Annotated in this window: 14 protein-coding genes; 1 reads left to right on the plus strand and 13 read right to left on the minus strand. The window is 67.2% G+C overall.

All coding sequences use genetic code 11. The annotated features are described in order from the left end of the window. Window positions 1-1,662, minus strand: a 1,662-nt coding sequence (gene nusA / locus AC1DZ6_RS07680; RefSeq protein ID WP_477096602.1) for a transcription termination factor NusA, incomplete at its 3' end; no start/stop codon positions are given. A gap of 2 nt (window positions 1,663-1,664) precedes the next feature. Next, on the minus strand, window positions 1,665-2,327 hold the full coding sequence (rimP, locus tag AC1DZ6_RS07685) for a ribosome maturation factor RimP (RefSeq protein WP_477096603.1): 663 nt from the start codon (window positions 2,325-2,327) through the stop codon (window positions 1,665-1,667). 275 nt (window positions 2,328-2,602) lie between these two features. Here rimP and ppa point away from each other — a divergent pair, with 275 nt between their 5' ends. Further along, window positions 2,603-3,136, plus strand: coding sequence for an inorganic diphosphatase (gene ppa / locus AC1DZ6_RS07690; RefSeq protein WP_477096604.1), 534 nt, complete (start codon window positions 2,603-2,605; stop codon window positions 3,134-3,136). Window positions 3,137-3,201: 65 nt separating this feature from the next. Here the strand turns inward: ppa and AC1DZ6_RS07695 are convergent, their stop codons facing one another. The 11 genes from AC1DZ6_RS07695 to AC1DZ6_RS07745 form a co-directional block, all read right to left on the minus strand. Next, a complete protein-coding gene (locus AC1DZ6_RS07695) occupies window positions 3,202-3,588 on the minus strand; it encodes a hypothetical protein (RefSeq protein WP_477096605.1) in 387 nt (128 codons plus the stop codon). A 75-nt stretch (window positions 3,589-3,663) separates the two neighbouring features. Continuing rightward, window positions 3,664-4,344 carry a tRNA (guanosine(46)-N7)-methyltransferase TrmB gene (gene trmB, locus AC1DZ6_RS07700; RefSeq protein ID WP_477096606.1) on the minus strand — a complete coding sequence of 227 codons (681 nt, stop codon included), beginning with the start codon at window positions 4,342-4,344 and terminating at the stop codon, window positions 3,664-3,666. A 33-nt stretch (window positions 4,345-4,377) separates the two neighbouring features. Beyond that, window positions 4,378-4,914, minus strand: coding sequence for an SMI1/KNR4 family protein (locus AC1DZ6_RS07705; protein WP_477096607.1), 537 nt, complete (start codon window positions 4,912-4,914; stop codon window positions 4,378-4,380). A gap of 3 nt (window positions 4,915-4,917) precedes the next feature. After that, complete coding sequence (gene metK, locus AC1DZ6_RS07710) at window positions 4,918-6,141, minus strand: methionine adenosyltransferase (protein WP_477096608.1); 1,224 nt, start codon at window positions 6,139-6,141, stop codon at window positions 4,918-4,920. A 124-nt stretch (window positions 6,142-6,265) separates the two neighbouring features. After that, window positions 6,266-6,700: a helix-turn-helix domain-containing protein gene (locus AC1DZ6_RS07715; RefSeq protein WP_477096609.1), complete on the minus strand. Its 435-nt coding sequence runs from the start codon at window positions 6,698-6,700 to the stop codon at window positions 6,266-6,268. Window positions 6,701-6,752: 52 nt separating this feature from the next. Then, entirely contained in the window at window positions 6,753-8,333 is a 1,581-nt protein-coding gene (lnt, locus tag AC1DZ6_RS07720) for an apolipoprotein N-acyltransferase (protein ID WP_477096610.1), read from the minus strand. Beyond that, window positions 8,330-9,250 carry a hemolysin family protein gene (locus AC1DZ6_RS07725; protein ID WP_477096611.1) on the minus strand — a complete coding sequence of 307 codons (921 nt, stop codon included), beginning with the start codon at window positions 9,248-9,250 and terminating at the stop codon, window positions 8,330-8,332. Before AC1DZ6_RS07725 ends, lnt begins: the two co-directional genes overlap by 4 nt. 12 nt (window positions 9,251-9,262) lie before the next feature. Further along, a complete protein-coding gene (ybeY, locus tag AC1DZ6_RS07730) occupies window positions 9,263-9,721 on the minus strand; it encodes an rRNA maturation RNase YbeY (RefSeq protein ID WP_477096614.1) in 459 nt (152 codons plus the stop codon). A gap of 32 nt (window positions 9,722-9,753) precedes the next feature. Further along, window positions 9,754-10,698, minus strand: coding sequence for a PhoH family protein (locus AC1DZ6_RS07735; protein WP_477096612.1), 945 nt, complete (start codon window positions 10,696-10,698; stop codon window positions 9,754-9,756). Next, window positions 10,695-12,062, minus strand: a complete 1,368-nt coding sequence (gene miaB, locus AC1DZ6_RS07740) for a tRNA (N6-isopentenyl adenosine(37)-C2)-methylthiotransferase MiaB (protein ID WP_477096613.1) — start codon at window positions 12,060-12,062, stop codon at window positions 10,695-10,697. Before miaB ends, AC1DZ6_RS07735 begins: the two co-directional genes overlap by 4 nt. Before the next feature lie 91 nt (window positions 12,063-12,153). Continuing rightward, window positions 12,154-12,561 carry a Fur family transcriptional regulator gene (locus AC1DZ6_RS07745; RefSeq protein WP_035081264.1) on the minus strand — a complete coding sequence of 136 codons (408 nt, stop codon included), beginning with the start codon at window positions 12,559-12,561 and terminating at the stop codon, window positions 12,154-12,156. Window positions 12,562-12,615 lie beyond the last annotated feature (54 nt).

Genomic DNA, 12,615 nt, shown 5'->3' on the forward strand with positions numbered 1-12,615 from the left:
GGCCTCGACCTCTTCAGGGGCTTCTTCAGAGACTTCGGCCGGCTCCTCGCCCGCCTCTTCCTCGAACTCGACCTCTTCCTCGACATATTCCGGTTCGGGCGGAGCCTCGACCCAGCCCATGACGACGCGGGCGCGCATGATCAGCGCTTCGGCGTCTTCGGGCGACAGGTTGAAGCTGTCCAGGATGCCGGCTTCGCGGGTGCGCTCGCCGTCCTTGGTTTCGAACCAGCCGCGCAGGTCGTCCGGGATCAGACCGGCCAGGTCCTCGACCGACTTCACGTCGCCTTCGCCCAAGGCCACGGCCACGGGCAGGGTGACGCCTTCGATCTCCAGCAGGCTGTCCTCGACACCCAGCTCGACGCGCTTGGCGTCGAGAGCCGCGGCTTCCTTGTCGAGGAATTCGCGGGCCCGGGTCTGCAGTTCCTCGGCGGTTTCGTCGTCGAAGCCTTCGATGGCCGCGATCTCGTGCGGCTCGACATAGGCGACGTCCTCGACGGCCGCGAAGCCTTCGGTGACCAGCAGTTGTGCGATGACCTCGTCGACGTCCAGGGCTTCCTGGAACAGGGCCGTGGTCTCGGTGAACTGCTTCTGACGGCGCTCGCTTTCCTGGCTTTCCGTCATGATGTCGATCTGCCAGCCGGTCAGCTGCGAGGCCAGGCGGACGTTCTGGCCGCGGCGACCGATGGCCAGCGACAGCTGCTCATCCGGGACCACGACTTCGACGCGCTCGTCTTCCTCGTCCATGACGACCTTGGAGACCTCGGCCGGGGCCAGGCCGTTGACGATGAAGGTCGCCTCGTCCTCGGACCACTGGATGATGTCGATCTTCTCGCCCTGCAGCTCGGCCACCACGGCCTGCACGCGCGAGCCGCGCATGCCGACGCAGGCGCCGACCGGGTCGATGCTGGAGTCGTTGGAGATCACGGCCATCTTGGCGCGCGAACCGGGGTCGCGGGCCACGGCGCGGATCTCGATGACGCCGTCGTAGACTTCCGGCACTTCCTGCGCGAACAGCTTGGCCATGAAGCCGCCGTGGGCGCGCGACAGCATGATCTGCGGGCCCTTGGTCTCGCGACGGACGTCGTAGATGTAGGCGCGGATGCGGTCGCCGACGTTGAAGTTCTCGCGCGGGATCGACTGGTCGCGGCGCATGATGCCTTCGCCGCGGCCCAGGTCGACGATGACGTTGCCGTACTCGACGCGCTTGACGCTGCCGTTGACGATCTCGCCGGCGCGATCCTTGTACTCGTCGTACTGGCGCTCGCGTTCGGCTTCGCGGACCTTATGCATGACGACCTGGCGGGCCATCTGGGTCTGGACGCGGCCGATCTCGAACGGCGGCAGGCTTTCTTCGTAGATCTTGCCGACCTCGGCGTCGCGCCAGGTGCGCTTGGCCGACGACAGCTGGACCTTGCCGATCTCGCCTTCCAGCTCGAAGTCGTCCGGAACGACCTCGATCACCCGCTTCTGGGTGGTTTCGCCGGTCTTGGTGTCGATCTTCACGCGGATGTCGTGCTCGGCGCCGTAGCGGGCGCGGGCGGCCTTCTGCAGCGCGTCCTCGATCGCCTCGATGACGACTTCCTTCTCGATGCCTTTTTCACGCGCGACCGCATCGGCGATCTGCAGCAGCTCGAGGCGGTTGGCGGAAATGCCGATAGCCATGGTCAGTCCTCTTCACTTTCGGACAGGTCAATATCGTCGTCGGCGTCTTCGTCAGAGCCGATGTCTTCGTTATCCGCGCCTTCGCCTTCGGCTCCGACGTCATCTTCGTTTGCGCCTTCGCCTTCGGCTCCGACGCGGGCGGCGCGCTGGTCGGCGCCCCGCTTCATCAATTGATCGGTGAGCACCAGCTTGGCGTCGACGATCCATTCGAACGGGAAATAGACGGTGGTGTCGTCCTCGCCCTCGATGTTCAGGCCCACCTGGCCGTCCTCGACGCCGGCCAGCTCGCCCTTGAAGCGCTTGCGCCCCTCGGCGACGCGGTCCAGCTCGATGCGGATTTCCAGGCCGGCATAGGTGTCGAAGTCCTTCAGTCGCGTCAGCGGGCGATCGACGCCGGGGCTGGAGACTTCCAGGGTGTATTCGCCGCTGATCGGGTCGGCCGCGTCCAGGATCTCGGAGATGGCGCGCGACAGCTTGGCGCAATCCTCGACGTTCATGTCGCCGCCGCTGCCGTCTTCCTGCAGCGGACGTTCAGCCATGATCTGCAGACGGCGTTGCTCGGCCCCGCCCATCAGGCGCAGGCGGACGATCTCGTAGCCGACGGACTCGGCGACGGGATCGAGCAATTCGACCAGACCGATATCTTCCTGCGTCTTGCCGCGCACGGTTCTCTCAACTCACTGGGCCCCGCGATCAGCTCCCAAAAGGTCAAGCTGGCGAGCGGCCAAAGAAAAAGCGGCAGCCTTTCGGGCCGCCGCTCGAAAGCGCTATCAGCGCTGACGGACGATGTAGGAGCTATATAGCGCGATGTTTACGCGGTTGGAAGCCCCCCGCCGTCGTGACTCATCGTCACCTCTTCCGCACCGCAGCACTTGTGGCCTATAAGCGCCCCGCGCAGGCTCGCCTCCCCGCGGGACCTTTCCCAAAACGAAGAGTCACAATGGACCTCTCCAAGATCGCCGTCGGCGTGAACCCGCCGTACGACCTGAACGCCGTCATCGAGATCCCGCAAGGCGGCGAGCCGGTGAAGTACGAGATCGACAAGGCCAGCGGCGCGCTGATGGTCGATCGCTTCCTGCACACGGCGATGTTCTATCCGGCCAATTACGGCTTCATCCCCCACACCCTGGCCGACGACGGCGACCCGGCCGACATCATGGTCGTGGGTCCGACCCCGGTGGTGCCCGGCGCGATCATCCGCTGCCGCCCGATCGGCGCCCTGATGATGGTCGACGAGGCGGGTTACGACGAAAAGATCCTGGCCGTGCCGGTCGACAAGCTGCACCCGTTCTACACCGGCGTGTCCAGCTGGCGCGACCTGCCGGTCATCCTGACCGAGCAGATCGCCCACTTCTTCCAGCACTACAAGGATCTGGAAAAGGGCAAGTCGACCAAGATCACCGGCTGGGCCGATCCGGAAGAGACCGCCGAACTGATCCGCGCGGCCATCAAGCGCCACGACGAGACCACCTGAGACCCGCGATCATCGCATGATCCCGAAGGGGAGCTCGCCGACCGGCGGGCTCCCCTTTTTCGTATCTAGCTCACACCAGCGGTCGACAGCCATGCGCCCAGCAACGCCACCATGACGAGGTCGACACCCGCCGTCACGGCGGCGAAGCCCTTCAGGAACCGCTTTCGGTGGGCGACCAGCGCGCCGATGTAGAAAAGCTTGCTGGCGATGGCCACGCTGACCACCAGGGTCCGCGTTTCGGGGTGAAGGGCGGCCCACAGCATCATCGCCCCGATCAGCGCGATCAGGAATCCCCAGCCCCGGACCATGAGGTCGACCAGCGGCCCTTCCAGGGTCTCGCCATAGGTGGATTTCGACGCGCGCGTCGGCGTGATCGCGAACTGCAGCATGCTGATCGTCAGCAGGCCGCCGACGATCAGGACGATATGGATGTGATCGTTCAGCCAGGTCATGACCGCTTCCCCCGCGCCCGTCGAGACGCGGGCTGGCGGCCAGCCTAGCACGAGGCGGCGCCGCAGGCGGAGGCGTCAGGTCCTGACGAAGTCCAGGAACACCGGCGCGCAGTCGCCCAGCTTCTTTTCCTCGTAGCGGGTGGTGACGTGGTCGGCCGGCGCCGCGTTGCGGTCGGCGGCTTCGTCGGCGAAGCGGAAGGCCGGGTCGGCCAGCACCCGCTCGATCGTCCACTCGGCGTAGTCGGCCCAGTCGGTGGCGAACCGGAAGGCCGCGCCCGGCTTCAGCGCCCGGGCCAGCTCGGCCACGAAGGCCGGCTGGATCAGGCGGCGCTTGTTGTGGCGGGCCTTGTGCCAGGGGTCGGGGAACATGATGAAAAGGCGATCGATCGAGGCGTCGGGCAGCCAGCCGACCACGTCGCGGGCGTCGCCCTCGTGGATGCGGACGTTCTTCAGCCCCTGCTCCTCGACGTGGCGCACGGCGCTGGCCACGCCGTTGACGAAGGGTTCGGCGCCGATCACCAGCACATCGGGGCGCTTGCCGGCCTGGGCCGCCATGTGCTCGCCGCCGCCGAAGCCGATCTCAAGCCAGACTTCGGTCGCTTCCGGCATCAGGTCGCGCGGCTGGAACGGCGCGGTCGGCACGGCGATCTCGGGCAGAAGGGTGTCGAGCAAGGCCTGCTGGCGCGGCTTCACCGGCCGCGACTTCAGGCGGCCGAACGAGCGCAGCGGCCCGTGGGGCTGGGTGGGATTGGTCATGGGCGGGGTCTTAGCGCCTGACCGCCGCGGGAGCTAGGGCGCCGTCGAATATCCCCAGCGGACCATGTCCGACCAGAACGGGATCGCCTTGCCCTGGTCCCGCAGGTTGAAATCCAGAGGATCGGCCAGGAACTCGTGGTCGATGTAGCTCTCCAGGTCCCGGCCATAGACGACAATGTCGGCCTGATAGACCGAGAAGATCGGATTGCCGGCCTCGCGCGGCGTCTCGGGCATGTAGCGATGGCCGTAGACGGGGATCAGCCTGGGCGCGGCGGCCACGACGCGGCGCAGCACGGCCGCCCGCTCGGCGGGATCGGCGGGACGCGGCCCCCATTCGGGCCACCAAAGGTCGTTTTCCTCGACGTCGAATAACAGGCCCTCGCAGGGCCAGGCGAAGCTTTCGGCAAGCTTCTCGTGATCGCGGGTCCAGTCCAGGGCGCCGACGATCCGGTGCTTCAACAGCAGCGCCCGCAGGTCGGGCGGAAAGAAAAAGCCGAACCGCGCCTGGGCGGCGTCGAGTTCGGCTTCGGTATGGGGCGGCCCCCAGATTTCACTCCGGGGGCCGCTCATGGCTTACGCCAGGCCCTTCAGCTCCGACACCAGGTCGGTCTTCTCCCACGAGAAGCCGCCTTCGTTGTCCGGCGTGCGGCCGAAGTGGCCGTAGGCGGCGGTGCGGGCGTAGATCGGCTTGTTCAGTTGCAGGTGCTCGCGGATCGAACGCGGGGTGGCGCCGCCGATCAGGGTGGGGAGCAGCTTTTCCAGCACTTCGGGATCAACCTTGCCGGTGCCGTGCAGATCGACGTGGAACGACACGGGCTGGGCCACGCCGATGGCGTAGGCGATCTGGATGGTGCAGCGCTCGGCGAGGCCGGCGGCCACGACGTTCTTGGCCAGGTAGCGGCAAGCATAGGCGGCCGAGCGGTCGACCTTGGTCGGATCCTTGCCCGAGAACGCGCCGCCGCCGTGCGGGGCCGCGCCGCCGTAGGTGTCGACGATGATCTTGCGGCCGGTGACGCCGGCGTCGCCGTCCGGGCCGCCGATCTCGAAGCGGCCGGTCGGATTGATCAGCCACTGGGTCTTCTTGGTGATCAGGCCTTCCGGGAAGATCGGCAGGATGTGGGGCTTGATCAGGTCGAGCACGCGCTTGGAGGTCGCGGCCTTACCGTCGATCTTCTTCTTGTGCTGGTGCGACACGACGATCGAAACGACGCGGACCGGCTTGCCGGTGGCGTCATACTCCAGGGTCACCTGGCTCTTGGCGTCGGGCTCGAGCTCCGACAGTTCGCCCGAGTGGCGCAGCTGGGCCAGGCGGCTGAGGATGTTGTGGCTGTATTGCAGGGTGGCCGGCATCAGCTCCGGGGTCTCGGTGCTGGCGTAGCCGAACATGATGCCCTGGTCGCCGGCGCCTTCGTCCTTCTTGTCCGAAGCGTCCACGCCTTGGGCGATGTGGGCCGACTGGCCGTGCAGGTAGTTGGCGTATTTCGCCTTCTGCCAGTGGAAGCCCTTCTGCTCGTAGCCGATGTCCTTGATCGCGGCGCGGACCTTGGACTCCAGCGAGCCGAGGATGTCCTTGGTCAGCTGCTTGTTGGCGGCCTTGTCGCCGCCCGGCTTGCCGGCCCGCACTTCGCCCGCCAGGACGATGCGGTTGGTGGTGACCAGGGTTTCGCAAGCGACGCGCGCTTCGGGGTCGGCGGTCAGGAAGGCGTCGACGACGGTGTCGCTGATCCGGTCAGCGACCTTGTCCGGATGGCCTTCAGAAACGCTTTCGCTGGTGAAGATGTAGGAAGAACGGCTCAAGGATCAGCTCCGGACATGACGCCGCCCGCCCGGACGGCTGCCCGACGGACTATCGCGAACATATAAAGATAAGTTTATGTCCGCAAGTCGCGCCGGCGGGCTTTCGCCGGATCTGGTCCCAGAATCAGTCCTTTGACACTTCTTCGATCATGTCCTCGGCCATTGACCGAACCAGATCCAGGATGCGACGGCGGACCCGGGACTTGCCGATGCGCGGGAACAGCGCGGCCAGTTCCAGACCTTCGGGGGTCATCAGGAAGTCGTGCACGAACTGCTCCGAACCGTTTTCCTCGAAACCCTCGAAGTCGGTCGGGTCGGCCAGGCCTTCGAAGAAGTAGGACACCGACGACTGCAGGCTCTTGGCGATCTCGTAGAGCTTGGAGGCGCTGACGCGGTTGGCGCCACGCTCGTACTTCTGCACCTGCTGGAAGGTCAGGCCCAGGTCGTCCGCCAGGCGCTCTTGGCTGACGCCAAGAATCTTGCGCCGCATGCGGATCCGAGCGCCGACGTGCAGGTCGACGGGGTTCGGGGAGCGTTCTTGGTCAGGGGTCGTGTTCATGCCGTTTCAATCACTCGGGGGGAAGCCACGGATATCTGGAAGCTTGTCTGTTTCAGTTTAGGACTTTTTCCAAGCCTCGACCTCCTGGAACGCGAATTGCCGCGGCAAATGAAACCAAAAGCAGCAATCCGAACGGCCAGTGCCCAAGCTTGGAGAACAGGGTCGGCGAACTGATATCGCTAACCTTACCGTCGATCACCCCTGATTCGCCAAGTTTCAAGCGGGCGCCGGGCAAAATTCTTCCCTGCGCATCGATCAGGGCGGACACGCCCGTAGGGGTGGCGCGGATAATCGGCGTGCCCGTTTCGATGGCGCGGTAGCTGGCCAGGTTCAGGTGCTGCAAAGGTCCGGAGGTCACCCCGAACCAAGCGTCGTTCGAGACATTGACGATAGCGCGCACCCCGGGAGTCGGTTCCGCCAGGCGCGGGAACAGGCTCTCGTAGCAAATCAGCGGTTGCACCAGCAGGTCCGGGGCGATCCGCAGCGGTCGAGGCGCGGGTCCGGTTGCGAAGCCGTCGCCCAGGTGGGCCATGCTCTTGACGCCCAGCCGGGTCATCAGGGCGTCGGCCGGCAGGTATTCGCCGAACGGCACCAGCCGGTGCTTGTCATAGATCCCGACCACCACGACGTCGTCGGCCGTACGGCGCAAGGCGACCAGGCTGTTGTAATAGACCGGCTTGTCGGGCGTCCCCTCGTAGCGATAGCCGCCGATCAGCAGGAGCTGGCCGGGCTGGAGGGCGTCGATGATCGCCTGCCGCACCCAGCTGCCGGGGACCATGTAGTCGTTGATCGCCAGCGGCAGGGCGCCTTCGGGCCAGACGACGATGGCGGCGGGCTTGCCGGCGTAGGGCCTGGCGGTCAGCGAGACATAAGCCTGGACGATCTGGGCGAAGCGGGCGGCGTCCCACTTGGATTCCTGCGGGATGTCGGCCTGAACGATGCGGACGGTCAGCCCATTCGGGCCGCCGGCCGAGGTCGCCGGTCGCGCCACGGCGCCGCCGATGTAAAGCGCCGCGAGCACGACGGCCGCCGATCCCACGACGACCTGCCCTCGCCGGCCCTCGCGCCAGACCGCCGGGGCGGCGGCGATGACCAGGGTGACCCAGGTCAGGCCATAGGCGCCGACCACCGCCGCGAACTGCGACACGGCCGAGCCGGCCCGCCAAGTCTCGCCGGGCAGGTTCCAGGGGAAGCCGGTCAGGATGTGGCCGCGCGTCCATTCCAGGACCGCGAAGGCCCCGGCGAACACCAGCACCCTCCGCACGCCGAGCGGGCGGATCAGGCGGTAGAGCACCGCCGCCAGGCCCCAGAACAGCGCCAGACCGGCGGCCATGGCGGCCACCGCGAACGGAGCCATCCAGCCCTGATTGGCGGCGTCGACCATGAAGGCCTCGGCGATCCACCAGGTGGAGAGGCCGAAATAGCTCAGGCCCATCAGCCAGCCGCGGAAGAAGGCCGACCGCAGCGGCCGGGGGCCGTCGATCGCATCGAGCAGCCACAGCAGGACCGCGTAGCCCAGCAGGCCCGGCAGGACGCCGAACGGCGGATGGGCCAGGGCGGCGGCCAATCCGGCTAGCAGGGCCAGGCCGCGCACCCGCCACGGCGTCAGCTTCGGCAAAGCCGGCAGGTTCACGAAGCGGCCACGCGGCCAGGCGTTTCGGCCGTCCCGGCGACCGCCGCCGGACGCACCCGGACGCGGCGCACGCGACGCGGGTCGGCCTCGACGACCTCCAGGTCGAAGCCGGCGGGGTGGGCGATCACCTCGCCCCGTTGCGGCACGCGGCCGGCCAGGGCCACGACCAGGCCGGCGACGGTGTCGATGTCCTCTTCCATGTCCGGCGGCGCCAGGTCGCGGTCGAGGGCGGCTTCCAGGTCTTCCAGCGGCGCTCGCGCATCCACCTCGAACAGGCCGCCGGGGCGGGCGACGATGTTGGAGACTTGGGCGTCGTCGTGCTCGTCGTCGATCTCGCCGACCACCGCCTCGATCAGGTCTTCCATGGTGACCAGGCCGTCGGTGCCGCCGAACTCGTCGATGACAAGGGCCATGTGGATGCGGCTGGTGCGCATGCGCAGCAGCAGGTCGGCGGCCCGCATCGAGGCCGGCACGTACAGCGCCTCGCGCCGCAGGCGATGCAGGATCTGGTCGCTCGGGGCCGGCCGCTTTCCGTCGTTGGCCAGCAGGCGGAACACGTCCTTGACGTGGATCACCCCGACCGGATCGTCCAGCGTCTCGCGGTAGATCGGCATCCGCGAGTGCTCGGCCTCGGTGAACTGAGCCACCACCGCTTCGAACGGCGCGCCCGCCTCGACGGCGACGATGTCGGCGCGGGGCGTCATCACGTCGGCCACCCGCAGGCTCTGGAAGGCCTCGGCCTGGTCGACCATGTCGACCTCGTGGACCAAGGCGGGGTCAGCCGGGCGCGTGGCCTCGGACAGACCCGGCGCGCCCCGGCCGGCCAGGTCCTTGCGCATCTTTCGGAAGAACGCCCGCACGCCTCGGCTCAGGCGAGCCGAACCGACGGGCGGGGAACTCTGGTCGTCGCTGGGCATGCCCTGGCTTGGTTATCCCTCTGCGGGCGGCGGTTCGGCATAGGGGTCGGGAATGTCCAAGCCGGCGAGGATCTCGCGCTCGAACGCTTCCATGGCCTCGGCCTCGGCGTCGTCCTGATGGTCGTATCCTAAGAGATGAAGCACCCCGTGCGCCACCAGATGTTGCAAGTGGTGCGCAAGAGGCTTGCCCTGCTCGATCGCTTCGCGTTGGCAAACCCCGAACGCCAGGGCGATGTCGCCGATCTGACCTTCCGGATTAGGTGGCGACGGGAAGGACAGGACGTTGGTCGCGTAGTCCTTCTGGCGGAAGTCGCGGTTCAGCGCCTGGACGCTGTCGTCGTCGGCCAGCAGGATGACGATGCCGTTGCCCGTGATGTCCTCGTGGGCGTCCAGCACCGCCTGAGCGGCGCGCCAGACCAGGGCCTCGGCCTCGGGCTCGGCCTTGGTCCAGGCCTCGTCCTCGATCTCGATGTCCACGGTGATCATTGGGGGGTGATCGTCATCTAGCGCGTCGTCGTCTGCAGGGCGTCGGCGTCGTAGGCCTTGACGATGCGCTCGACCAGCGGATGGCGCACCACGTCGGCCGAGGTGAAGCGCGACACCGCCACGCCTTCGACGCCTTCGAGGATCGACACCGCGTGGGCCAGGCCGGAATCGCGGGGGTTCAGCAGATCGACCTGGGTCGGATCGCCCGTCACCACCATCCGCGCGCCCTCGCCCAGACGGGTCAGGACCATCTTCATCTGCAGGCGCGAACAGTTCTGGGCCTCGTCGACGATGACGAACGCATGGGCCAGGGTGCGGCCGCGCATGAAGGCGATCGGGGCGACCTCGATCTCCAGCTTCTCACGACGGCGGCGCAGCTGGTCGGCGCCCATGATGTCGGTCAGGGCCTCCCAGACCGGAGCCATGTAGGGGTCGACCTTTTCGTTCAGGTCGCCCGGAAGAAAGCCGAGCTTTTCGCCGGCCTCGACGGCGGGACGGGTGACGATCAGCCGATCGACCTCGCCGCGCAGCAGCATGCCCGCGCCCTGGGCCACGGCCAGGAAGGTCTTGCCGGTGCCGGCTGGACCCAGGCCAAAGCACAGCGGATGGCTGCCCATGGCCTCCATGTAGCGGGCCTGACCCTTGGTCTTGGGCGAGACCGAACCCTTGCGCACGGTGCGGGACGAGGCCTGGCCGCCGGTGCTCTGGGCTTCGCCCACGGCGACGCGGACATCGGCCTCGACCACTTCGTCGCCGGCGTCGGCGCGTTCGGACAGGTCGCGCAACGCCCGCTTGGCGCCCGTACGGCCCTTGACGTCGCCGGTGATGGTGACGCCGCCGCCCGGGGTCTCGATCAACACCTTGAAGGCGTCCTCGATCAGGGCGGCGTGACGACCGCTCGGACCGGAAACGGCGCGGACGGCGGTGTCGGACAGGGGCAGGAACTCAGGCGTACGGCTCAAGCGGGCTCCCAAATGGGCTTAGGGGCGAGAGGTTGATTTTCGAGCACGCCGCCCAGGCTCATCTTGGCCGACGACTCGATGCGGACGGAAACGATCTGGCCCAGCAGGCTGTCAGGGCCCACCGCGTGCACCGCCTGAAGATAGGGACTGCGACCGACGATTTGACCGGGATTGCGGCCTTTTTTCTCGAACAGCACCGGCATGACCTTGCCGACCTGCAGGGCGTTGAACGCCTTCTGCTGCTCGTCGAGCAGGACGTTGAGGCGATCCAGGCGCTCGGCCTTGACGGCTTCGTCCACTTGGCCGGGCATGGCCGAGGCCGGGGTGCCCGGCCGGCGCGAATATTTGAACGAGAAGGCCGAGGCGAAACCAACCTCGCGGACCAGCTCGAGCGTCTTCTCGAAATCGCCGTCGCGCTCGCCGGGGAAGCCGACGATGAAGTCGCCGCTCATGGCGATGTCGGGCCGCGCGGCGCGGATCTTCTCGATCAGGCGCACATAGCTCTCGGCCGTGTGGTCGCGGTTCATGGCCTTGAGGATCTTGTCCGACCCGGCCTGCACGGGAAGGTGCAGGTAGGGCATCAGCTCGGGCAGCTCGCCATGCGCCTCGATGAGGTCGTCGCCCATGTCGCGCGGGTGGCTGGTGGTGTAGCGGATGCGGTCCAGGCCCGGGATCTTCGCCAGGCGACGCACCAGCTTGGCCAGGGTGTAGCCGCCGCCGTCATAGGCGTTGACGTTCTGGCCCAGCAGGGTGACTTCGCGCACGCCCTGGTCCGCCAGGCGCTTGGCCTCGTCCTCGATCTRCTCGGGCGGCCGCGACCACTCGCCGCCGCGGGTATAGGGCACCACGCAGAAGGTGCAGAACTTGTCGCAACCTTCCTGCACGGTCAGGAAGGCGCTGACGCCGTTGACCTGGCGCTCGGCCGGCAGGGCGTCGAACTTCTCGTCGGCGGCGAAGTCGGCGCTCAAGCGCTCGCCGGTGGCCCGGTGGGCGCGGGCGATCAGCTCGGGCAGCTGGTGATAGGCCTGGGGTCCGACCACCAGGTCGACCGCGGGCTGGCGATGCATGATCTCCTTGCCCTCGGCCTGGGCCACGCAGCCGGCCACGGCGATGGTCATCTTGCCGCCGGCCTCGGCCTTGCGGGTCTTCATCTGCTTGATGTAGCCGAGCTCGGAATAGACCTTCTCGGTGGCCTTCTCGCGGATGTGGCAGGTGTTGAGCACCACCAGATCGGCGCCTTCGGCTTCTTCGACCACGCGATAGCCCAGCGGACGCAGGACATCGGCCATGCGCTCGCTGTCATAGACGTTCATCTGACAGCCGTAGGTCTTGATATAGAGGCGCTTTTGCGGGGTCTCGCTCATGCGGCGAGGTTATGGGCGCGAGGGGGCCCGCGTGCAAGGTTTTGGGGGACACACCTGTCTTCCTTCTCCCGCAAGGGGGAGAAGAAAGCCGCTACTCCTCGATCGGAACCCCGTAGAGCTCCAGCCGGTGGTCCACCAGCTTGTAGCCCAGCTTCCGCGCGATGGCGTTCTGCAGGGCCTCGATCTCCTCGTCCACGAACTCGACGACCTTGCCGGTCTTCATGTCGATGAGGTGGTCGTGGTGGTGGTCAGGGGTTTCTTCGTAGCGCGAGCGGCCGTCGCGGAAGTCGTGACGCTCGATGATGCCGCTCTCCTCGAACAGGCGCACCGTCCGATAGACCGTGGCGATCGAGATGTGCGGGTCCACGGCGTGGGCGCGGCGGTGCAGCTCCTCGACATCCGGATGGTCGGTGGCCGACGACAGCACGCGCGCGATGACCCGACGCTGGTCGGTCATGCGCATGCCCTTTTCGATGCAGAGCTTTTCGAGGCGGTCCACGGCGGCGTCTCCGGAAAGATGAATCCAAACGAGATTCGCGGGCAAGATAGGGGC

Source organism: Caulobacter sp. P1_B12_2, assembly GCF_056406675.1.

Coding starts and splice junctions, on each gene's coding strand:
- AC1DZ6_RS07715 (WP_477096609.1), bottom strand. CDS start 6,700: ATGAACACGACCCCTGACCAAGAACGCTCCCCGAACCCCGTCGACCTG.
- AC1DZ6_RS07695 (WP_477096605.1), bottom strand. CDS start 3,588: ATGACCTGGCTGAACGATCACATCCATATCGTCCTGATCGTCGGCGGC.
- ppa (WP_477096604.1), top strand. CDS start 2,603: ATGGACCTCTCCAAGATCGCCGTCGGCGTGAACCCGCCGTACGACCTG.
- AC1DZ6_RS07705 (WP_477096607.1), bottom strand. CDS start 4,914: ATGAGCGGCCCCCGGAGTGAAATCTGGGGGCCGCCCCATACCGAAGCC.
- AC1DZ6_RS07725 (WP_477096611.1), bottom strand. CDS start 9,250: ATGCCCAGCGACGACCAGAGTTCCCCGCCCGTCGGTTCGGCTCGCCTG.
- trmB (WP_477096606.1), bottom strand. CDS start 4,344: ATGACCAATCCCACCCAGCCCCACGGGCCGCTGCGCTCGTTCGGCCGC.